17 protein-coding genes are annotated in these 22303 nt (G+C 69.7%); 5 read left to right on the top strand and 12 right to left on the bottom strand.

Going from position 1 to position 22303, the window contains the following annotated elements:
* The first annotated feature begins 312 nt into the window (after positions 1–312).
* The gene (locus OHS59_RS16995; RefSeq protein ID WP_328494246.1) at positions 313–1029 is read left to right on the top strand and encodes a lytic transglycosylase domain-containing protein; all 717 of its coding nucleotides are present in this window, start codon (positions 313–315) and stop codon (positions 1027–1029) included.
* A gap of 133 nt (positions 1030–1162) precedes the next feature.
* Entirely contained in the window at positions 1163–2494 is a 1332-nt protein-coding gene (locus OHS59_RS16990; protein ID WP_328494245.1) for an AI-2E family transporter, read from the top strand.
* A 274-nt stretch (positions 2495–2768) separates the two neighbouring features.
* Here the strand turns inward: OHS59_RS16990 and OHS59_RS16985 are convergent, their stop codons facing one another.
* Complete coding sequence (locus OHS59_RS16985; RefSeq protein WP_328494244.1) at positions 2769–3302, bottom strand: alkyl hydroperoxide reductase; 534 nt, start codon at positions 3300–3302, stop codon at positions 2769–2771.
* Between the two features lie 3 nt (positions 3303–3305).
* On the bottom strand, positions 3306–3860 hold the full coding sequence (locus OHS59_RS16980; protein WP_328494243.1) for a peroxiredoxin: 555 nt from the start codon (positions 3858–3860) through the stop codon (positions 3306–3308).
* 168 nt (positions 3861–4028) lie between these two features.
* Between OHS59_RS16980 and OHS59_RS16975 the strand changes: the two genes are divergently transcribed.
* On the top strand, positions 4029–4964 hold the full coding sequence (locus OHS59_RS16975) for a LysR substrate-binding domain-containing protein (RefSeq protein ID WP_328494242.1): 936 nt from the start codon (positions 4029–4031) through the stop codon (positions 4962–4964).
* A 204-nt stretch (positions 4965–5168) separates the two neighbouring features.
* On the opposite strand, the gene OHS59_RS16970 is transcribed toward OHS59_RS16975, so the two are convergent.
* The 5 genes from OHS59_RS16970 to OHS59_RS16950 all read right to left on the bottom strand — a co-directional run bounded on the left by OHS59_RS16970 (position 5169) and on the right by OHS59_RS16950 (position 10350).
* Entirely contained in the window at positions 5169–7469 is a 2301-nt protein-coding gene (locus OHS59_RS16970) for an ABC transporter permease (protein ID WP_328499236.1), read from the bottom strand.
* 107 nt (positions 7470–7576) lie between these two features.
* Positions 7577–8263, bottom strand: coding sequence for an ABC transporter ATP-binding protein (locus OHS59_RS16965; RefSeq protein WP_328494241.1), 687 nt, complete (start codon positions 8261–8263; stop codon positions 7577–7579).
* Positions 8260–8784 (bottom strand): PadR family transcriptional regulator, encoded by a 525-nt coding sequence (locus OHS59_RS16960; RefSeq protein WP_328494240.1) that lies wholly within the window; start codon positions 8782–8784, stop codon positions 8260–8262. Before OHS59_RS16960 ends, OHS59_RS16965 begins: the two co-directional genes overlap by 4 nt.
* A gap of 322 nt (positions 8785–9106) precedes the next feature.
* A complete protein-coding gene (locus OHS59_RS16955) occupies positions 9107–9370 on the bottom strand; it encodes a hypothetical protein (protein ID WP_328494239.1) in 264 nt (87 codons plus the stop codon).
* Positions 9367–10350, bottom strand: coding sequence for an SPFH domain-containing protein (locus OHS59_RS16950; protein ID WP_443061451.1), 984 nt, complete (start codon positions 10348–10350; stop codon positions 9367–9369). Before OHS59_RS16950 ends, OHS59_RS16955 begins: the two co-directional genes overlap by 4 nt.
* Before the next feature lie 266 nt (positions 10351–10616).
* Here OHS59_RS16950 and OHS59_RS16945 point away from each other — a divergent pair, with 266 nt between their 5' ends.
* Positions 10617–12908 (top strand): transglycosylase domain-containing protein, encoded by a 2292-nt coding sequence (locus tag OHS59_RS16945; protein WP_328494238.1) that lies wholly within the window; start codon positions 10617–10619, stop codon positions 12906–12908.
* A 139-nt stretch (positions 12909–13047) separates the two neighbouring features.
* Here OHS59_RS16945 and OHS59_RS16940 read toward each other — a convergent pair whose 3' ends face one another.
* From OHS59_RS16940 to OHS59_RS16920, 5 genes are all read right to left on the bottom strand, one after another.
* Positions 13048–14511 (bottom strand): catalase, encoded by a 1464-nt coding sequence (locus OHS59_RS16940; RefSeq protein WP_328494237.1) that lies wholly within the window; start codon positions 14509–14511, stop codon positions 13048–13050.
* Positions 14512–14713: 202 nt separating this feature from the next.
* The gene (locus OHS59_RS16935) at positions 14714–16912 is read right to left on the bottom strand and encodes a SpoIIE family protein phosphatase (RefSeq protein ID WP_443061450.1); all 2199 of its coding nucleotides are present in this window, start codon (positions 16910–16912) and stop codon (positions 14714–14716) included.
* Between the two features lie 381 nt (positions 16913–17293).
* Complete coding sequence (gene fomD / locus OHS59_RS16930; protein WP_328494235.1) at positions 17294–17986, bottom strand: cytidylyl-2-hydroxypropylphosphonate hydrolase; 693 nt, start codon at positions 17984–17986, stop codon at positions 17294–17296.
* Between the two features lie 72 nt (positions 17987–18058).
* The gene (locus OHS59_RS16925; RefSeq protein ID WP_328494234.1) at positions 18059–19444 is read right to left on the bottom strand and encodes a class II fumarate hydratase; all 1386 of its coding nucleotides are present in this window, start codon (positions 19442–19444) and stop codon (positions 18059–18061) included.
* Between the two features lie 232 nt (positions 19445–19676).
* Complete coding sequence (locus tag OHS59_RS16920; RefSeq protein ID WP_328494233.1) at positions 19677–21341, bottom strand: fumarate hydratase; 1665 nt, start codon at positions 21339–21341, stop codon at positions 19677–19679.
* Positions 21342–21521: 180 nt separating this feature from the next.
* Between OHS59_RS16920 and OHS59_RS16915 the strand changes: the two genes are divergently transcribed.
* A complete protein-coding gene (locus tag OHS59_RS16915; protein WP_443061449.1) occupies positions 21522–22241 on the top strand; it encodes a DUF1707 SHOCT-like domain-containing protein in 720 nt (239 codons plus the stop codon).
* The last annotated feature ends 62 nt before the right edge of the window (positions 22242–22303 follow it).

The raw sequence follows: 22303 nt of genomic DNA, 5'->3' as shown, positions 1-22303 counted from the left end.
GCTCTCGTTTCCGAAAAACTTCTGAGGCAAACGAGGTGTGAGCTTTCACACCCAACACAGAATTGCCTCCCGGCGTAGGCGTACGGCAGAGTCTCACTCCTGTCAGGCCCCGCATACGACACACCTGTACCCCCAGCGGCACAGCACAGCAAGAACCTCAGAACTCCATAACGCCGTCGTATGCCGCCCGAGCACCACGCGGCACTCCCCGCAAGGGAGTTGCCCACCGGGCCCGTGCCTCCCGTGACCCCGCAGTTGGGAGGCCAGTGGCAGGGGCAAGATTGCGTCCGCGAGGGTCACCTGTAGCGGTCGATGCTGGAAGGAAACCGTGTGAGCCGGATTTCGGTCCGTGGGCTCGCAGTGGCCTCGGCCACCGCAGTCACCGCTGTCGGCGCCGTAACCGGTGTTGCCTCGGGCAGCACCGCTCCGTCGAGCGATGACGCCGAGGCAACGGCGAGCGGCTCGACGCTCCTCGCGGACATACCCGCGGGCGCGCAGGCGCAGGTGCAGACAGCCTCTCTGACACAGCAGGCCGATTCCCAGGCCATCGCGGCAGACGCGACAGCCAAGAAGGACGCCGAGGCAGCCGCGCGCAAGCAGGCCGCCAAGGACGCGGTCGCCAAGCAGCAGGCCGCGGAGAAGGCCGAGCAGGAGGCGAAGGAGCGCAAGGAGGCCGAGAAGGTCGCCAGCCGCTCCGCCAAGCGCGACGCCGCCAGCTTCACCGTGAAGGCGTCGTACACGGCCGCCGAGGTCCAGGAGATGGCCCGCCAGCTCGTTCCGGCGGACCAGTTCGCGTGCTTCAGCCGGATCGTCGACCACGAGTCCAGCTGGAACTACCAGGCGGACAACCCCACATCCGACGCGTACGGCCTCATGCAGGCCCTGCCGGGTTCGAAGATGTCCTCGGCCGGTGCCGACTGGGCGACCAACCCGGCCACGCAGATCAAGTGGGGCCTGAGCTACATGGACGGCCGCTACGGCAGCCCGTGTGCGGCCTGGAACTTCTGGCAGGCCAACAACTACTACTGAGCCGCCACGGCTCAACCCCGCGGAGCCCTTCACCGTCCTACGGTGGGGGGCTTCTGCCATGTACGGTCGATGCCGACGACTCCAGGGACTCCAGGGAGGAGTGGTGGGGAGCAACGGGGGAAGAGGACGGATCATGTCGCGAGTGCCAGGTTGGTTCGGCCGGATCGGTGCCGGACTCACCGAAGTGGGAGAGCGGTTGGACGCGCGCCGCGCGGCCGCCGAAGAGGACGACGAGATCCGCAAGGACGACGCGGGCGGTGCGGACGCCTCGTCCTCGCCCCGGTCGCCGGCCTCTCCCGCGGGCACGGCCGGTCACGTCCGCCCGGATCCCGCCACCGCGGTCCCGTGGGGAATGCGGGTCGCCGCCGAGGCGGGCTGGCGGCTGCTCGTCCTCGCGGGCACCGTCTGGGTGCTGATGCGGGTCATCAGCGCCGTACAACTGGTCGTCCTGGCCTTCGTCTCCGCGCTGCTCATCACCGCCCTGCTCCAGCCCACGGTCGCCCGGCTGCGCAGATACGGTTTTCCGCGCGGGCTCGCCACCGCGCTCACCGCGATCCTCGGCTTCGTCATCATGGGGCTGGTCGGATGGTTCGTGGTCTGGCAGGTCATGGAGAACATCAACAACCTCGCCGACCAGATCCAGGACGGCATCGACGAGCTGCAGCGGTGGCTGCTGAACAGCCCGTTCCATGTCACCGAGGACCAGATCAGGGACATCGCCAAGAGTCTGCGCGAGGCGGTCGGGGCGAACACCGACGAGATCACGTCCGCGGGGCTCGAAGGCGTCACCGTCATCGTCGAGGCGCTCACCGGCATCCTCCTCACGATGTTCTCCACGCTCTTCCTGCTCTACGACGGCAAGCGCATCTGGGAGTGGACGCTCAAGCTCGTCCCGGCGGCGGCGCGGCCGGGTGTGGCGGGAGCGGGACCGCGGGCCTGGCGCACCCTCACCGCGTACGTCCGCGGCACGGTGATAGTCGCTCTGATCGACGCCATCTTCATCGGCCTCGGCATCTTCTTCCTCGATGTCCCGATGGCCGTCCCGCTCGCCGTCTTCATCTTCCTGGGCGCGTTCATCCCGCTGGTCGGTGCCGTCATCTCCGGGGCACTGGCGGTGGTGGTCGCGCTCGTGACGCAGGGGGTCTTCACCGCCCTCATGACGCTGGCCGTGGTGCTCGCCGTCCAGCAGATCGAGGGCCACATCCTGCAGCCGTTCATCCTCGGGCGGGCGGTGCGGGTGCATCCGCTCGCGGTCGTCCTCTCCGTGGCGGCGGGTGGGATGGTCGCGGGGATCGGTGGCGCGGTGGTCGCCGTGCCACTCGTCGCGGTCACCAACACGGTGGTGGGATACCTGCGGTCGCACTCCAGCGAGGCGTCACTCCGGTACGCGCCGGCGCCCCACGGCTCCACGGCGACGCCGGAGCCCCCGCCTCCGGCTGACGCTCCGCCGCCGCCCCCGGCTTAGGGCTTTTCCTCGCCCCCGCCGCCCCTACCCGTCCCGTCACCGACTCGGGGGCGCTGCCCCCGAACCCCCGGTCCTCGAACGCCGGACGGGCTGAAGGATGTCGCCGGACCGGCGGACATCTCCAGCCCGTCCGCGAATCTTCAGCCCGTCCGGCGTTTGAGGACGAGCGCGTCAGCGCGATACCGGGGGCGAGGGGGCGCAGCCCCCGTGCGGGACGGGAACGGGTAGGGGCGGCGGGGGCGAGAGAAACGGGGCCAGTTGAGCGAGCCGCAGGCTACTGCGTGAGAACGGCTTCCGCGTCCAGCGTGGCCCCCACGGCCTGCACAACCGCTGCGATCTTGAACGCTTCCTGAATCGTCTCCCGATCGACCCCGGCCTTTCGAAGCACCTGCTCGTGCGAGTCAAGACACTGCCCGCACCCATTGATCGCGGAGACGGCGAGCGACCACAGCTCGAAGTCGACCTTCTCCACCCCCGGGTTCCCGATCACGTTCATCCGCAGACCGGCCCGCAGCGTCCCGTACTCCGGATCGGAGAGCAGATGCCGTGTCCGGTAGAAGACGTTGTTCATCGCCATGACCGCCGCGGCGGACTTCGCCGCGGTGTAGGCCTCGGGCGAAAGCTTCGCGTTGGCCTCCTCCTCCAGCTCACGCAGAACCCGGGGCGACCGCGAGGCGATGGCGCAGGCGAGCACCGTGCCCCACAGCCGCTGCTGCGGAAGATCGGAGTTGCCGATGACCGAACCGAGGTTCAGCCGAAGGTCCTTGGCGTAGTCCGGAATCGCGGACTTCAGCGCGTCGAGGGACATGGGTCACTCACCGGCCAGCAGCTTGACCGGGTCAAGGGTGGTCTCGCCCTTGGTCCAGTTGCAGGGGCACAGCTCGTCGGTCTGCAGCGCGTCCAGAACCCGCAGGACCTCCTTGGGGTTACGGCCGACGGAGCCGGCGGTCACCATGGAGAACTGGATCTCGTTGTTCTGGTCGACGATGAAGACGGCGCGCTTGGCGAAGCCGTCCTCGCCCTCGATGCCGAGGTCACGCATGAGCTCGTGCCGCGAGTCGGCCATCATCGGGAAGGGCAGGTCGGTCAGGTCCGGGTGGTCCTTGCGCCAGGCGTGGTGCACGAACTCGGAGTCGCCGGAGAAGCCGAGGACCTGGGCGTCACGGTCGGCGAACTCGTCGTTCAGCCTGCCGAAAGCGGCGATCTCGGTCGGACACACGAAGGTGAAGTCCTTCGGCCACGCGAAGACGATCTTCCACTGACCCTCGTACGTCTTGTGGTTGATCTGCTCGAATTCCTCGCCCTTCTCCAGCGAGACACAGGCAGTCAGATCGAACTCGGGGAACTTGTCACCGACAGTGAGCACGCGCTCTCCTTGCAACAAAGAAAACCCCTCTTTTAAGGGGTTTCCTCATGGGTTGGACGCTCTCGATCGTGGCACAGAGTGCATTGATTAGGGAAATAGCTACACTCGCTCTTGTTGATCGAAAACAGCTATCAGTGCATGTGAGCGCGACAAGCGAGAGGACCGCCCGTGCCCCCCGTCAGGAAGAGGCAGCCCAGCCTCTCGCAGCTGCGCGCCTTCACCGCGGTGGCCGAACATCTGCACTTCCGGGATGCGGCGGCGGCCCTTGGCATGAGCCAGCCCGCGTTGTCCGGCGCGGTCTCGACGCTGGAGGAGACCCTCGGGGTGACGCTGCTGGAACGCACGACCCGCAAGGTGCTCCTGTCGCCGGCGGGCGAGCGGCTGGCCGTACGGGCGAAGGCGGTGCTCGACGAGGTGGGCGCGCTGATGGAGGAGGCCGAGGCGGTGCGGGCGCCGTTCACCGGGGTGCTGCGGCTCGGGGTGATCCCGACGGTGGCGCCGTATCTGCTGCCGACCGTTCTGCGGCTCGTCCACGACCGCTATCCGGCGCTCGACCTCCAGGTCCACGAGGAGCAGACGTCGAACCTGCTGGAGGGGCTCACCACGGGGCGGCTCGATCTGCTGCTGCTCGCGGTGCCCCTCGGGGTGCCCGGGGTCGTCGAACTGCCGTTGTTCGACGAGGACTTCGTGCTGGTGACACCGCTCGACCACCGGCTGGGCGGCAGGGAGGGCATCCCGCGCGAGGCGCTGCGCGAGCTCAATCTGCTGCTGCTGGACGAGGGGCACTGTCTGCGGGACCAGGCCCTCGACATCTGCCGGGAGGCCGGGCGGGCGGACGCGCCGGTCACCACGACCGCCGCGGGGCTCTCCACCCTCGTACAACTGGTCGCGGGCGGTCTCGGGGTGACGCTGCTGCCCCGTACGGCCGTCAGGGTCGAGACGGCGCGCAGCAATCAGTTGCTCACGGGGTATTTCGCGGAGCCGGCTCCGACTCGGCGGGTGGCGCTTGCGATGCGGGGTGGGGCTGCGCGGGCGGGGGAGTACGAGGAGTTGGCGGGGGCGCTTCGGGAAGCGGTGAAGCCGTTGCCTGTGCGGGTGTTGTGACCCGGTATGGCAACGGCTTCGCCTGGGAGGCGTGGGGGCGGTGCGGGTGCGGGCGCGTCGTGGCTGGTCGCGCCGTTCCCCGCGCCCCCTGAAAAGATTGCGCCGTTCCCCGCGCCCCTTAAGGGCGAAGGATTGCGCCGTTCCCCGCGCCCCCTAAAGGCGACAAGATTGCGCCGTTCCCCGCGCCCCTTAAAGCAGCGGGGGCTACTCCGTGCGTAGGCCGTCCGGGCGCATCAGGCGTAGGAGTGGGGGGACGCTCAGGGCTGTCACGGCCAGGACCACCGCTGCGCCGAAGCCCGTCATCGCCAGGACGCTCAGCCAGTCCACCGTCACCGCGGTGTCCGTCATCTTCAGCAGGACCGCGCCCAGGGTGAGGCCCACCACCGCGGCGAGGAGCAGGCCCAGCGCGACCGGGATCGCGGTCTGCCACAGCACCGACAGGCTCAGCGTGCGGCGCCGGGTGCCGAAGGCGACCAGTGCCGAGAGCAGCTTCTTGCGCTCGCGCAGCTGCTCCAGCTGCGAGACCAGCAGGCTCGCCCCGATCAGCGCGAGGACACAGGCCGCGCCGACGAACAGCCCGGTGCGGATGGAGTCGAAGCGCTCCGACCGCTCACTTCCCGTGAACGTCACGGGTTCCGTGAGCGGGCTGACCTTCGCGGCGGTGTTGCGCACGATCTCGCGCACGTCCGGGACCGTCATGTCGAGCTTGAGCTGGATCACCCCGCTGGTGGCCGGGGTCGCGGCGGCGGGCAGCGCACTCGTGGTGATCAGGAAGCCGCCCCGCTCCCAACCCGACGGGTCCTTGCGCGGATCGGCCTTCTTGATGTCCTGCGGCACGGTCCAGGGCACCTCCGCACCCTTCGTGACGTCGTCGTACGAGGGGTCGATGATCAGCTTCTTGCCGGGCTTGGCGAACCTCGGGGTCTCCGAGTCGTACTCGACCCCCTGCACGGCGAACACATCGCCCTCACGGCACGAGGGCAGCTTCGCCACCTCGCGCAGGGCGGCGCAGTCGCCGACCGTGATCAGCGAGGACGTGTCGGGGTTCTTCGCCTTTTCGCCCAGCGTGGCGTCGGACAGCGCGACGGCGCCGCGCACACCGCGGGTGTCCGCGAGCTTCCGCCCGGCGTCGGCGAGAGAGACGGACTTCGGTACGTAGACCTCCATCTGGACGCGCGAGAGATCCTGGCCGGTGGGCTTCGTGAAGTCGTCCTGGACACCGGCGAACAGCATCTGCAGGGCGATCGCACCGGCCACCGCCACCGCGATGCCGTTGACCATGCGGGCCGCGGTGCCACTGCTCAACTGCAGCCTGCGTACGGCCAGCTGCCAGGAGACCGACCCCGAGTTCAGCCGGGCCACGACGGCTTCCACGACCCACGGCAGCAGCGCGGTGATGCCGACGAGGAGCAGGACGACACCGCCGGTCACCATGTACTCGTTGAAGTCGCCGTTCTCGTTGCCCTTGCCGATCATCGGAGCGAGCAGGCCGAGACCGCCCAGCGGCAGCAGCAGTCGCCACCACAGCCGGCGCCGCGCGGGCCTGGCCGTACGCACCACGCCGAGCGGCTCGATGACGACTCCGCGCAGGGCGAGCAGCGTCACCGCGACCGCGGCGGCCGGGACCGCGACGGCGATCAGGACGGCGAGTACGGGCGTCGGGTCGAGGTAACTCGGGAAGACACTGATCTCGAACAGCTCGACCGAACCGGCGATCTGGCGGCCGATCAGGAAGAAGCCGACGCCGAAGAGCAGCCCGAGGACGGCCCCGGCGAGCGCCTCGCCCGCGGCGATCCGGCGGGTCATCCGGCCGTCGGCGCCGACCAGCCGCAACGCCGCGAGCCTGCGGTCGCGCCGCTCGCCGCCGAAGCGTACGGCGGCGGCGATGAAGACGCCGACGGGCATCAGCAGCACCACGAAGACCGTGAGGACGAGCAGGAGAAGGACCGGGTCCATCTCCTCGGAGGGCGCCTTCACCCCGTGGAAGGTGTCGATCCGTGTGATGCGGGAGCCTTCGTCGTACTTGGCCAGGTTCTGGCCGCCCGCGTAGTAGGCGAGTTCGGCCGGGCCGATCAGGCCGCTCTCGCCGATGGTCCCCGTGACGCGGTCCGGAAGCCGTTCGCGCAGCAGGCTGCCTTCCTTCGAGTCCAGCAGTTCCTTCAGCGCGGGAGACACGATCATCTCGCCCGGCGCCGGGAACTCGTCGATCCCGGGCGGCAGCGGCGCCCGCGCCCCCTCGGGCTCCAACTGGCGGCCGCGCACGTCCAGGCCGTGGAACTCGGTGCCGACGTTCGCGACGAGCACCGTGTTGTCGGACTTGGCCGGCTCGGCGCCGTTCATCACCAGGTCCATCCGCGCGTACTCACGGTCCGACCGTGCCTGCATCGCGCTCGGGATGGCGGTGGTGAGCAGCAGCAGCGCCACGCCGAGTCCCACACCGACACCGGTGAGCAGGACACGTACCCACCCCTCGCGGCCGCCGGTGAACGCGAACTTGACGCCCATGGCCAGGTCCCTGGACCACTGCCGCAGCCTGGGGGTGTCGCGGTCCTCCCAGCCGTCCGGTCGCGGCGGAGCCTCGGGCGGGGCGACGGCGGTCGACGGGCGGGCGCTCATACGGCGCGCTCCATGTCCCGGGACTTGCCGTCGCGTACGACGATCTCGCGGTCCGAGTAGGCGGCCACCCGGGTCTCGTGGGTGACGAGGACGACGGCCGCGTTGGTGGACCGGGCGGCGTCGGTGAGCAGCTCCATCACCCGCTCGCCGTTGAGCGAGTCGAGGGCGCCGGTGGGCTCGTCGGCGAACAGCACCCGCGGGCTGGTGACCAGTGAGCGGGCCACGGCGACGCGCTGGCCCTGGCCGCCGGAGACCTCGCCGGGCCGCTTGCCCGCCAGGTCGTCGACCTCCAGGCGTTCCATCCAGGCCAGGGCGGTGCGCTCGGCCTCCTTGCGGGAGGTGCCGTTCAGGCGCAGCGGCAGGGCCACGTTCTCGACGCAGGTCAGCTCCGGCACCAGCTGGCCGAACTGGAAGACGAACCCGAACTGGGAGCGCCGCAGCGCGCTGCGCTGGGAGTCGTTCATGGTCGCCATCTCGCGGCCGTTGTACATGATGGAGCCCGAGTCGGGCGTCACGATGCCGGCGAGGCAGTGCAGGAGGGTCGACTTGCCGGAGCCCGAGGGGCCCATCACGGCGACGACCTCGCCCGGGTGGATGGAGAACTCGGCGCCGTCGAGGGCGTTCGTGGGGCCGTACGCCTTGCGCAGGTCGTGGGCCACGAGCAGGGAGCCTGCAGGGGTCATCGGGTCACCGCCTCAGCGAGTTTGCCGAGACGCGCGGCGGTGAGTTCCAGCCACCGCAGGTCGGCTTCGAGATGGAAGAGCGCGTGGTCGCAGATCAGCTGGTCGGCGAGATCGCCCTTGCGTTTGCGGTCGGTGAGGATGCGCATCATGCGCAGGTGTTCCGAGCGCTGGGTGTCGAGGATCTCGGACGCGTCGCGGTGCGTCAGGAGGGCGAGGACGACCTTCGTGTAGAGGGTCGACTGGAGGTAGGGCTCCGGCTTCTCCGGCGTCGCGAGCCACTGCTGGACGTCGGTGACGCCGGCCTCGGTGATCGCGTACCGCTTGCGCTCGGGGCCTTCGCCCGCCTCTATCCCGTCGACCTCCACGAGGCCGTGCTTCAGCAGTCGGGACATCGTCGAATAGACCTGGCCGTAGTGGAGCGGCCGGTCGTGACCGAACTTCTCGTCGAAGGCCCGCTTCAGGTCGTAACCGTGTCGGGGGCCGGACTCCAGGAGTCCTAGGAGCGTGTGACCGATGGACATGCGGAGCACTCTACACACGGCGTATACACCGTGTGTATACGCGTGGTGGATAGCTGCTTTCGGGGCGTACGGGTTCGCAGGTCAGAGGTGATTGTCACGGTTCTGTGACTGGGGGTGGAGCACCTGCCCGGGGGCGCTGCCCCCGAACCCCCGGTCCTCGAACGCCGGACGGGCTGAGACGCAGCCGGCCCGGCGGCATCTTCAGCCCGTCCGGCGTTCGAGGACGAGCGCGCAAGCGCGACAGGGGGCGCAGCCCCGTTTTTCAGGGGCGCGGGGAACTGCGCGGCCGGCCCTCACCGGGCCCGCGGTCAACGACGGCGCGCTACTCCTCGTCCTCCTCGGAGAGGGACGGTCGCCCCCGCCGGGGGATCGGCCCCGCCCCGCCGGGCAGGCGCCCCGCCTCGCCCAGCGCCCGCCGCAGCAGGAACTCGATCTGCGCGTTGGCGGACCGCAGCTCGTCCCCGGCCCACCGCGCCAACGCCTCGTACACCAGCGGATCCAACCGCAGCAGCACCTGCTTGCGCTGCTGCGGACGCCGAGGGGGCGTAGGGGGAGTCGGAGGGGTCTCCTCCGCAGGTGAGGTCACTGGTAGAGGGACCCCGTGTTCAGGACGGGCTGCGGCGCCCGGTCACCGCACAGGACCACCAGCAGGTTCGACACCATCGCCGCCTTCCGCTCGGAGTCCAGCTCGACGATGTCCCGCTCGGAGATCTGGGCGAGCGCGGCCTCGACCATGCCGACCGCGCCGTCCACGATCTGGCGCCGCGCTGCGACGACCGCACCCGCCTGCTGCCGCTGGAGCATCGCCGAGGCGATCTCGGGGGCGTACGCGAGATGCGTGAAGCGCGACTCGATGATCTGCACGCCCGCCGCGTCCACGCGTGCCCGGAGCTCGATCGCGAGCTTCTCGGTGATCTCCTCCGCGTTGCCGCGCAGCGACAGGCCCTCCTCGTCGTGGGCGTCGTACGGGTACTCGATGGCGATGTGCCGCACGGCCGCCTCGGTCTGGGTGGCGACGAACTCCAGGAAGTCGTCCACCTCGAAGCTCGCCTGCGCGGTGTCCTCCACCCGCCACACCACGACGGCGGCGAGCTCGATCGGGTTGCCGTAGGCGTCGTTGACCTTGAGGACCGCCGTCTCGTGGTTGCGGACCCGCGTCGAGATCTTCGTACGGGAGGTGAGCGGGTTGACCCAGCGCAGCCCGTCCTCGCGGATGGTGCCGCGGTAGCGGCCGAAGAGCTGGACGACGCGGGCCTCGCCGGGCGCCACCATGTTCAGACCGCACATGGCGACGAAGGCCGCGAGGCCGATCAGGATGCCGGCCACGATGAGCACGGCCTTGCCGCCGGTGGCGTCCACCGCGGTCGCGGAGACGACCATCGCGGCGCCCAGCAGCAGTCCGACGAGCCCGAGCAGCAGCGCGAGCCCGCCACCGATGCTGTGCGCGGAGACCTCCCGTACGCGCGGAGCGGGCATCGCGGGCACATCGGCGGTGTCCGCCCCCGTTCCCGCCCCCGCGCCTGCCCCCGCGCCTGTGTCCGTGCCTGGAGAGTCGTGTGTGGACATGGGTGTTCCCCCGTTTCGTGGTGCTTTCGGCCGGCGTGCGGACGTCCGGCCCGGTCCTGCTGGCTAGCTAAGTGATATCACTTTACCCGTCACAGCAACCTTCCAAGCCCTTGAATCGTCGGTTCCATAGGGGTGGGTGCTGATTCTCACGTCCGTAAAAGGCCGGATCGGCAGACGTTTGTCCTCAGCTGCGGTGTTAGTTTGCTGAGCTGACCCGAGCGATGAACCTGTGAGACACGAGAGACGGAAGCGGAGCGGACGGATCCATGGGACGAGCGGATGAGAGACGAGCGCGGCAGCGCGGTGGACACCGCGGCGCGCCGAAACGCTCGTCCAAGGCGGAAGGCAAGAGTGGCAAGAGCGGTATACGCCGCTTCTTCACCTGGAAGAAGATGCTCGGCACGTTCTTCGGCCTCTGCCTGCTCGTGATGGCCGCCTTCGTCGGGCTCTACCTGATGATCGACGTTCCCAAGGGGAACGCCGCCGCGGTGCAGCAGAGCAACGTCTACAAGTACAGCAACGGCGACACGCTCGCCCGCGACGGTGAGGTCAACCGCGAACTGGTCGACCTGGACCAGGTCTCCAAGGGCGTCCGGATGACCTTCGTCGCCGCCGAGAACAAGTCCTTCTACAAGGACTCCGGCGTCGACCTGAGGGGCACGGCCCGCGGTCTGCTCAACACCCTGTCCGGCAAGGGCAAGCAGGGCGGCTCGACGATCACCCAGCAGTACGTCAAGAACTACTACCTCACGCAGGACCAGACCGTCACGCGCAAGTTGAAGGAACTGGTCATCTCGCTGAAGGTGGACCGCCAGCAGTCCAAGGACGCCATCCTCGCCGGCTACATCAACACCAGCTACTACGGCCGTAACGCGTGGGGCATCCAGGCCGCGGCGCAGGCGTACTACCAGGTCGACGCGGACAAGCTCAACGTCGCCCAGAGCGCGTATCTCGCGGCCCTGCTGCAGGCCCCGAGCCAGTACGACTGGGCGGTGGCCAGCGACACCAGCAAGGAACTGGTCAAGGACCGCTGGAACTACGTCCTCGACAACATGGTCGAGGAGGGCTGGCTGAACTCCGCCAAGCGCGACGACATGACGTTCCCCGTGCCGAAGGACCCCAAGGGCGCACCCGGTCTTGAGGGCCAGGCCGGCTACCTGGTGGAGGCAGCCAACACGACGCTGGAGAAGCGGCTCGTCGAGGAGGGCACGGCCACCGACATGGACGAGGCCGCGAGGCTGGTCAAGGCGGGCGGCTGGACCATCACGCTGAACATCGACAAGAAGAAGCAGGCCCAGCTGGAGAAGGCCGTCAAGGCCAAGCTGACCAGCAAGCTCGACGGGAAGAAGCGGGACGTGGACGCCGACATCCAGGCCGGCGCCGTCTCCGTCGACCCGAAGACGGGCCGGGTCCTGGCGATGTACGGCGGCGTGGACTACGTGAAGCACTTCACGAACAACGCCACGCGCCGCGACTACCAGCCCGCCTCCACCTTCAAGCCGGTCATCCTGGCCGCGGCCGTCGACAAGGACGCCACGACCCAGGACGACGACCCGATCACGGCGAACACGATCTACGACGGCACGAGCAAGCGTCCCGTCCTGGACAACGGGTCGAAGGTCGGCTTCTCCCCGCCGAACGAGGACGACGTCGACTACGGCGACGTCGACGTCCAGACGGCGATGAACAAGTCCATCAACTCGGTCTTCGCCCAGATGGGTGTCGACGTCGGCATGGACCAGGTGATGAAGACCGCGGGCGAGCTCGGCATGGACGTCGAGGGCGTCAAGTCGGTGCCCGCCCAGACCCTCGGCACGATGGGCGCGAGCCCGCTGGAGATGGCCGGTGTCTACGCGACACTCGACAACCACGGCAAGAAGGTCACCCCGGCCCTCGTGAAGTCGGTCGAGCACAAGGACCGCGCGGTCAAGATCCCGGAGGCGATCGGTGATCAGGTCATCAGCCGCGAGGCCGCCGACACGGTCACCTCGATCCTGACGGGCGTGGTCGACGACGGTACGGCCAGGACGTCGGTACGTGACAACCCGGCCCGGGACGGCCAGCAGGTCGCGGGCAAGACGGGTACGTCCGACTTCAACCGGTCGGCCTGGTTCACCGGTTACACACCGGACCTCGTCACCTCGGTCGGGATGTTCGGCGAGGACGCGAAGAGCCACGCGCAGGTCACGATGCAGGGTGCCACCGGCCTCCTGCCCGGCAAGGGCCGCGTCAACGGCGGTGGCTATCCCGCGCAGATCTGGGCCGCGTACACCTTCGACGCGATGGGTGACGTCACCAAGTTCGACCTGGACACGGACCAGGGTGCGGCGGTCAAGCCCACCCCGACGCCGACGGTCACGCCGACGCCGACGACCCCGTCCGCGGAACCGTCCACCAAGGATCCGACGACGAAGCCGCCGACGAGCACCTCCGCCCCGGAGAGCACCCCGGAGGAGACCCCGTCGGACGAGGACCCGACCCCGACGACGAGCGCCCCGTCATCCCCGAGCGGCATAGAACTACCCCCGGACCCCGACGACCCACGCTCGGACGACTGACCCGCGCCCTGTCAGGGGGCGCGGGGAAAGGCGCAATCTGTCACCTTCAGGGGGCGCGGGGAACTGCGCGACCGGCCACGATCGGCCCGCAGTTCCCCACCGGCACGAGCCACGACGCCGCTCGAACGAAGAGCGGCGCTCAGCCCTCCCTGACCGCGTTGGCGATCCGGTCCCCGATCTCCTTGTCGATGTTCCGCCAGTACTGGAACGCCCGTTCCAGCACAGGCGGCGACACATCGGCAGACAGATGCCCGCTGACGTTCGTCACCAGCCGCTCCCGCTGCGCGTCGTCGAGGACCTGCCGGACCATCGTGCCGGCCTGCCCCCAGTCGTCGTCCTCGCGATGCCGCTTCGTCGCCTCGCGCACCAGCTCACCCGCGGTCTGCCAGCTCGCCGGGTCGCCGAACCGCCCGAAGTCGGCCGCCGGACCGCCGTACGAGTTCGGCGCGTACGGCCGCGCCGCGTTCGACGGCACGTACCGCATCGGGCCGTCCTTGGCGTACGAGTTCACCGCCGAGTGCGGCCGGTTCGGCGGCAGCTGCGCGTAGTTCGGGCCGATCCGGTACCGGTGGGTGTCCGGGTACGAGAAGAGCCGGCCGAGCAGCATCTTGTCCGGCGAGGGGCCGATGCCGGGCACCAGGTTGGACGGCTCGAAGGCGGCCTGCTCGATGTGGACGAAGTAGTCCTCGGGGTTCTTGTCGAGGACCATCCGGCCGACGTCGATCAGCGGGTAGTCGCCGTGCGGCCAGACCTTGGTCAGGTCGAAGGGGTTGAAGCGGTAGTCCGCCGCGTCCTCGAACGGCATGACCTGGACCTTGAGGGACCAGCTCGGCGCGTTCCCCGACTCGATCGACTCGTACAGGTCACGGCGGTGCTTGTCCGCGTCCGAACCGGCCAGCTCGTCGGCCTCGGCCTGGGTCAGGAAGTCGATGCCCTGGTCCGTCTTGAAGTGGTACTTCACCCAGAACCGCTCACCCGCGCCGTTGATCCACATATACGTGTGGGACGAGTAGCCGTTCATGTGGCGGTACGTCTTCGGCACGCCCCGGTCGCCCATCAGCCACGTCACCTGGTGTGCCGACTCGGGCGAGAGCGTCCAGAAGTCCCACTGCATGTCGTTGCTGCGCAGCCCGGTGACCGGGTGGCGCTTCTGCGAGCGGATGAAGTCCTGGAACTTGATCGTGTCACGGACGAAGAAGACCGGCGTGTTGTTGCCCACCATGTCGTAGTTGCCGTGCTCGGTGTAGAACTTCAGCGCGAAACCACGGGGGTCGCGCCAGGTGTCGGGGGAGCCCTGCTCACCCGCGACGGTGGAGAAGCGCGCCAGCATGTCCGTGCGCTTGCCGGGCTGGAAGAGATCGGCCCGGGTGAACTGGCTGACGTCGTTGGTGACTTCGAAGAATCCGTACGCGCCACTGCCTTTGGCGTGCACCACCCGCTCCGGCACCCGCTCCCGGTTGAACTGGGCCATCTTCTCGATGAGGTAGTGGTCCTGGAGCAGAATCGGGCCGTCGGGGCCGACGGTGAGCGAGTGTTCGTCGCTCTCCACCGGAATCCCGACGTTGTTCGTGGTGTACGGAGCCTTGTCGGGGGCCTGCGTCACGAGCGTCCTCCCGTTCGAGAAGAGAGTCGATTGATCGCTTCGCACACCCAGCAGTCAACTCCGCCGACGAGATGTCGGCAACATTTGGACGGGGTCCGATTCCGGTTGGATTCCGGCTCGGTTCCGGGGTCGCCGAGTGACTGCTGAGGGGCGTGACGCCTGGGTACCCCTCAGCCGGGATCCGACTCGGCTCCGGTCCGGCTCAGCTGTGGTTCAGCTCGAACCAGACGACCTTTCCGGTACTGAGCCGGGTCGCGCCCCACCGCCTGGCCAGCTTGTTCACCAGGTAGAGGCCGCGCCCGCCCTCGTCCGTGGCACGCGCCTGCCGCAGCCGCGGCAGCTGCGGAACGTCGTCGCCGACCTCGCAGCGCAGCACGTCGGTACGCAGCAGACGCAGCGTGACGGGCCGCGTCGCGTAGCGCACGGCGTTGGTGACGACCTCGCTGACGAGCAGCTCCACGGAGTCCGTCAGCTCCTCCAGGTCCCAGCGGGACAGCGCCTTGCGGGCCAGCCGGCGGGCCCGGCCGGGCGCCGCGTCCTCGGGCTCCAGGTGCCACAGGGCGACATCGCTCGGCGCGATCCCGTCGAAGCGGGCGGCGAGCAGCGCGATGTCGTCGTCCCGGTCGCCCGGGCCGAGCATGTCGAGCACCTCGTCGCACAGCGCTTCCAGGGGCGGCGGATGGTCCGGTCCCGTCAGCTGGGCGGTCGCGGCGATCCGCTCGCGCAACTGCTCTATCCCGGTCCACACGTCACGCAGCCGCGACTCGACCAGGCCGTCGGTGTAGAGCAGCAGGGTGGCGCCGGCGGGCGCGTCCAGCTCGACCGCCTCGAAATCCACGCCTCCCACGCCGATGGGGGCGCCGGGCGGTACGCGCAGTACCTCGGCCCGCCCGCCCAGATGCAGTAGCACCGGCGGCGGGTGACCCGCGTTGGCGATGGTGATGCGGTGCGCGACCGGGTCGTACACCGCGTACAGGCAGGTCGCCATGCGGTCGGTGCCCAGGCGCTGGGCCTGCTCGTCCAGGTGGTGCAGGACCTCCTGCGGCGGCAGGTCGAGCCCGGCGAGGGTCTGCGCCGTCGTGCGCAGCTGGCCCATGATCGCCGCCGAGGTCATGGAGTGGCCCATGACGTCACCGACGACGAGGGCGACCCGGCTGCCGGGCAGCGGGATCGCGTCGTACCAGTCGCCGCCGACCCGGGCGGTCTCGGCGGCCGGAAGATAGCGGGACGCCAGCCGCACACCGGTCGGCCGGGGCAGGGTCTCGGGCAGCATCGTGCGCTGCAGCTCGTCCGCGATGTACGCCTCGCGGCCGTACAGCACGGCCTTGTCGATGCCGAGCGCGCTGTGCGTGGCGAGCTGGGCCGCGACCAGCAGGTCGTCGGTCTCGAAGGCGGGCCGGTCGGGGCGGCGAAGGAACAGCGCGGCCCCGATCACCCGACGGCGCCCGCGCAGGGGCGCGAGGATCGCGCGCTGGCCGCCCGGCACGGTCAGGTCGTCGCCGATCAGTTCGGGCAGCGCGGCCCGGGCGGCGGGCGCGTCGGCGAACACGGGCCGCACGCCGCGCAGCACCTCGTTCAGCGCGCCACCGGGTCGTACGGTGCACAGCTCGGCGGTGATGCCGACGTCGGGCTCGGGCTGCAGCGCGGGCAGCAGGAAGCCCTCGGTGTCCCGGTCCTCCGGGATCCGGTCGGTGCGCCGCAGCCGCAGCACGACGGGCCCGGTGGGCCGCTCGTCGCCCACCGGCAGCGGGTCGCGCAGATAGACCAGGATCGCGTCCGAGAAGGTCGGCACGGTCGCCCGGCACAGACCCATCACGATCTCGTCGAGGTCGATGCCGCGGGCGATCCGCCGGGTGGCGGCCCCCACGAAGCGCAGCCGGTCACCGTCCCGGCGCATGGGCATGGGTGTGCCGGGCGCCTGCGAACTCTGCCCCGTACGCCGGTCCATGCCGCCCTGCCGGCCGGTGGCCTCGGCGCCGGACTGGGCGCCCATGGCCTCGGGCGCGGGCCGCGGCCGGTGCGGATCGGGCTCGGTGGCCGACGTCTGGGCGTGCTCGGGCCCGGAACCGGCGGGCGCGTCGGTCGGCCCGTGCCCTCCCGAGGGCGCGGGCGGGCCCTGGCTGCCGGCCGGGGACCCCGACGCGGCGGGCGTGCCCGTGGCGGCGGCACGTGCGTCCGCGGTCACGGGCGTGCCGATCGGGCCCGGGCTGTCGGGACCGGGCACACCGACGGCCCCCGGCGATGCGGGGGTCCCGGCAGATCGTCCCTGCGCCGGTAAACCGGGTGAGCCCGGTACGGGCTGCTCCGGGGTACGCAGGAGCGCCCCGCGAGGGTCCGCGGGGGCCGCCGGCCTGGCAGCGTTCGGCTGTCGGCGCTCATGAGAGGTGGGGTGCTCCGTCACGCGTGTCGAATCCATCCGTCCGGTGCTGCGCGCCGTGCGTGCAGTTCGTCCCGCAGAGAACCCGATACCCGGAATGCGTGCCCCAGGAACGGAATCCCCGCGTGATCAGACAGCCTCTCAGAAGAATGACCTTCGGACACCGGCGGGAACGGTCTGATTCGCCGGCTCCGGTCCGTACCGCTGTGACCCTCGTGCCGCTCGCTCACGTCCTGCCGCCCCTCGGTGACGTTCGGTCAAGCCCAGCGCCCGTTGCGGGAGTTGCCGTAGCGCACCCGCCCGCCACCCGACCACCACTCCTCAACGCCGGTGCTGGACACCGACCCTGACTGTTCGTTGCGGAGGACGATCCTACGGTTCTACCACGGGGGCGCATCAAGGGTCTCATGTGGACACGTGCGCGGGCGTGCGATCCCAGTCGTCCGGCAGGGACGGTACGGACCAGGCCGGATCGGGGCGCCAGCGCTGCCAGCCGTCCGAGAACGGCGGGCCCCAGCCCCGGATCACCTCCACCGCCGCACGCCCGGCCTCCCCCACGCGCGCGGCCAGCCGGGCGTCCATCAGGCCGTCCCGCTGGGCCTGCGCGAACTCGTCCTCGTCGCGCCAGCCCCAAGTCCTGTCGGGATGTACCGAGATGTCGAGGAAGTGGTCCTCGGAGTCGACCCCGCCGTCCCATCTGGCCAGCGGTTCCTCCAGGTTGACGTACCAGTTCTTGAACCGCCAGCCCGGCTCCCAGAACAGCCACACCGACCAGGGCTCGCCCGGCCGCGCCAGCTTGAGGACACCCGTGCCGAACCAGCGGTCGCGCTGCACGGTCCGCGGCTTGGTGTAGCGGGACTCCAGCGGCTCCGCGTGCACCGGCGTCCCGTCCGTGAGGACGGGCTTCACGCACTCCGTCCCCGGGGCCAGCCACACGGCGAGCAGCTCGCTGTCGTCCCGCACGACGGTCACGGGACGGACGATGTGGAGGCGATCGCCGGCGTTCTCCCGGTAACGCCACAGGATCTGACTCCCGGGGTTCCAGTACGCCGCCGAACCGCCCGCTTCCACATGTGTCACCGCTCCACCCTCTGCCATGAACAGATATTAGGTGCCCGAGGCATACGACGCTGCGGTAAGCGCCATGGTTCGCCCGATGGCCGGCCGACGTTACGGCCGTGTCATCCGCAGGACATCCAGGGCCTCGTCCAACTGCTCGCGGGTGAGATCGCCGCGCTCGACGTACCCCGACTCCAGGACGACCTCACGGATGGTCCTCCGCTCGGCCAGGGTCTTCTTGGCGACCTTGGCGGCCTCCTCGTACCCGATGTACTTGTTCAGCGGGGTCACGACCGACGGCGACGACTCGGCGTACTCCCGGGCCCGCTCGCGGTCGGCCGTGATCCCGTCGACGGTCCGGTCGGCGAGCAGCCGGGAGACGTTCGCGAGCAGCCGGACCGACTCAAGGACGTTCTTCGCGATGACGGGCAGCATGACGTTCAGCTCGAAGTTGCCGGAGGCTCCGGCGACCCCGATCGTGGCGTCGTTCCCGGTCACCTGCGCGGCCACCATCAGCACGGCCTCGGGAATCACCGGATTCACCTTGCCGGGCATGATCGAGGAGCCCGGCTGCAGGTCGGGCAGAGCGATCTCCGCGAGACCCGTGCGCGGCCCGGAGGCCATCCACCGCAGATCGTTCGCGATCTTCGTGAGGCCCACGGCGATGGTCCGCAGCTGCCCGCTGGTCTCGACGATCCCGTCCCGCGCGCCCTGCGCCTCGAAGTGGTCGCGCGCCTCGGTGAGCGGCAGCCCGGTGGCCCGCGCCACCTCGGCGATCACGGCGGCGGAGAACCCGGGCGGCGTGTTGATGCCGGTCCCCACGGCCGTCCCTCCGAGCGGCAGCTCGGCGAGCCGCGGCAGCGAGGCCTCCAGCCGCTCGATCCCGTACCGCACCTGGGCCGCGTACCCGCCGAACTCCTGGCCGAGCGTCACCGGGGTGGCGTCCATGAGATGGGTCCGCCCCGACTTCACCACATCGGCGAACTCCTGCGACTTACGGCTCAGCGCGGCGGCGAGATGGTCCAGCGCGGGAATGAGGTCGCGGGTGACGGCGGCCGTCGCCGCGATGTGGATGGAGGACGGGAAGACGTCGTTGCTGGACTGGGAGGCGTTGACGTGGTCGTTCGGGTGTACGTCCCTGCCGAGCCGCTCCGTCGCCAGCGTGGCGAGCACCTCGTTGGTGTTCATGTTGGACGACGTCCCGGAACCGGTCTGGAAGACGTCCACGGGGAACTGCTCGTCCCACCTGCCGTCCGTGACCTCGCCCGCCGCCTCCTGGATGGCCTCCGCGATGTCCTTGTCCAGCACGCCGAGGCCCGCGTTCACCTTGGCCGCGGCCGCCTTGATCCGTGCCAGGGCCTCGATGTGGGCGCGCTCCAGATGCTGCCCGGAGATCGGGAAGTTCTCGACGGCGCGCTGGGTCTGGGCCCGCCACTTCGCGTCCGCGGGGACGCGGACCTCGCCCATGGAGTCGTGTTCGATGCGGTAGTCGGTCATACGAGGTATATCGCCCCCGCCGCCCCTACCCATTCCCGTCCACTGCCTCGGGGGCGCCGCCCCCGAACCCCCGGTCCTCAAACGCCGGACGGGCTGAAACGTATTCAGTCCGTCCGGCGTTTGAGGACAACGGGGGCGAGAGGGCGCAGCCCCCATGCAGTGACGATGGGGGTCCCCCCGGTCGAGCGAAGCCGAGACTGGGGGAGGGTAGGGGCGGCGGGGGCGAAAAACCCTAGAGCCCAGGACCTCGCACGGGAATCGTCGTGAACGTAGGAGCCGGCGCCGGGTCCTTGAAGAAGTCGTTGCCCTTGTCGTCGACCACGACGAACGCCGGGAAGTCCTCCACCTCGATCTTCCACACGGCCTCCATCCCCAGCTCCTCGTACTCGACGACCTCGACCTTCTTGATGCAGTCCTGCGCGAGCCGGGCGGCGGGCCCGCCGATGGACCCGAGATAGAACCCCCCGTGCGCGCCACACGCGTCAGTGACCTGCTGCGACCGGTTCCCCTTCGCCAGCATCACCCGCGACCCGCCCGCCGCCTGGAACTGCTCCACGTAGGAGTCCATGCGCCCGGCCGTGGTCGGCCCGAACGACCCGGACGCGTACCCCTCGGGGGTCTTGGCGGGCCCCGCGTAGTACACCGGGTGGTCCTTCAGGTACTGCGGCATCTCCTCGCCCGCGTCCAGCCGCTCCTTGATCTTCGCGTGCGCGATGTCCCGCGCCACGACGAGCGGCCCGGAGAGCGACAACCGGGTCTTCACCGGGTACTTCGTCAGCTCGGCGAGGATGTCGTCCATCGGCCGGTTCAGGTCGATGCGCACGACGTCACCGGCCTCGTCCAGGTGCTCGTCGGTCGTGTCGGGCAGGAACCGCGCCGGGTCGGTCTCCAGCTGCTCCAGGAAGACGCCCTCCGCGGTGATCTTCGCGACGGCCTGGCGGTCGGCCGAGCAGGAGACGGCGATCGCGACCGGGCAGGACGCGCCGTGCCGGGGCAGGCGCACCACGCGCACGTCGTGGCAGAAGTACTTGCCGCCGAACTGCGCGCCGATCCCGATCTTCTGCGTCAGCTCGAAGACCTTCTCCTCCAGGTACTTGTCCCGGAAGCCGTGGCCCAGCTCGGAACCCTCGTCCGGGATCTCGTCCAGGTAGTGCGCGGACGCGTACTTCGCGGTCTTCAGGGCGTACTCGGCGGACGTGCCGCCGACGACGATCGCCAGGTGGTACGGCGGGCAGGCGGCCGTGCCGAGCGAGCGGATCTTCTCCTCCAGGAACTTCATCATGGAGGCCTCGTTCAGGACGGCCTTCGTCTCCTGGTAGAGGAACGACTTGTTGGCCGAGCCGCCGCCCTTGGCCATGAAGAGGAACTTGTAGGCGCCGCCGTCGGCCGCGTACAGCTCGATCTGCGCCGGGAGGTTCGAGCCGGTGTTCTTCTCGTCCCACATGGTCAGCGGGGCCATCTGCGAGTAGCGCAGGTTCAGGTTCAGGTACGCGTCGTAGATGCCGCGGGACAGGGCCGCCTCGTCACCGCCCTCGGTGAGCACGTTCTGGCCGCGCTTGCCCATCACGATCGCCGTGCCGGTGTCCTGGCACATGGGCAGCACGCCGGCGGCCGCGATGTTCGCGTTCTTCAGGAGGTCCAGCGCCACGAACTTGTCGTTGCTCGACGCCTCGGGGTCGTCGATGATGCGCCGCAACTGGGCGAGGTGCGCCGGCCGCAGGTAGTGCTGGATGTCGTGGATCGCCTCGGCGGCCAGCTCGCGCAGGGCCTCCGGCTCCACCTTGAGGAACGTGCGCCCGTCGGCCTCGAAAGTGGAGACGCCCTCGGAGGTCACCAGCCGGTAGGGGGTGGTGTCCTCTCCCTGGGGGAGCAGATCGGTGTACGCGAACTCAGGCATCTCGCCAAATCCTTCATCGACAGACAGCGGCCGGCCTCCGTTGGCGGCGCCACCAGCGTAGAACCTGCCTCGGACACCGGGCTTGTGAGGTAAGGCTCAGTTCGTCTTCCGCACTCGCTGTCCACACCCGCCGTCCACACCCTCTAGTCGCGATCTATCGCGTTTGGGTACGCTGCTGCCGTGGACCTTCAGAAGCACACCGAGCCCGACCTTCGGAAGCGCACCGAGCCCGACGTGAGGAAGCACACGGACCTGCGGGCCTCGGACGCGGACCGCGACCGGATCGCGGACATGCTGCGCGATGCTCACGCCGAGGGCCGCCTCACCGCGGAGGAGCACGCGGAGCGGGTCGAGGAGGTCTTCCGCGCGAAGACCGTGGGCGAGCTGGAACCGCTGGTGCGGGACCTGCCCGCGGCCCACCGCACCGGCCCGTCGACCGCGTTCACGGCAGCCCCCAACCGCCCCGCCCCGGGCGCGATCCCCCCGGTGGCCGACGAGAACGTGGTGGCGGTGTTCAGCGCGGCCGTGCGCAGAGGCCGCTGGCGCGTGGGCCGCCGCACGCACGCGTACGCGATCTTCGGCAGCGTGGAGATAGACCTCAGCGAGGCGCTCTTCGAGCACCAGCAGGTCGTGATCAAGGCGATCTCGGTCTTCGGCAGCGTCGAGATCCGCGTCCCGGAGAACGTGTCGCTGCGCGGCAGCGGTGGCGGAGTCCTCGGCAGTTTCGAGGTGGACACGCTGGATTCGGGAGAGCAGGACGCTCCCGTGGTCTACGTGGACGGACTGGCCGTGCTGGGGAGCATCGAGGCGAAACCCAAGCGGGGCAAGCTGATCGAGGACATCCTCGACCGCGTCAGCGACAAGGTGAACGCCCGGTTGCGCAAACATCTCGGGCATTGACGGTCGCGAATCGCCGGCTACCGGAAGGCCGCGGTCCAGGAGCGGCGGTCGAGTGCCGGACG

The sequence above is a fragment of the Streptomyces sp. NBC_00414 genome (assembly GCF_036038375.1).
Lineage (GTDB): Bacteria > Actinomycetota > Actinomycetes > Streptomycetales > Streptomycetaceae > Streptomyces.
This window is presented reverse-complemented; position numbering and strand designations above follow the sequence as displayed.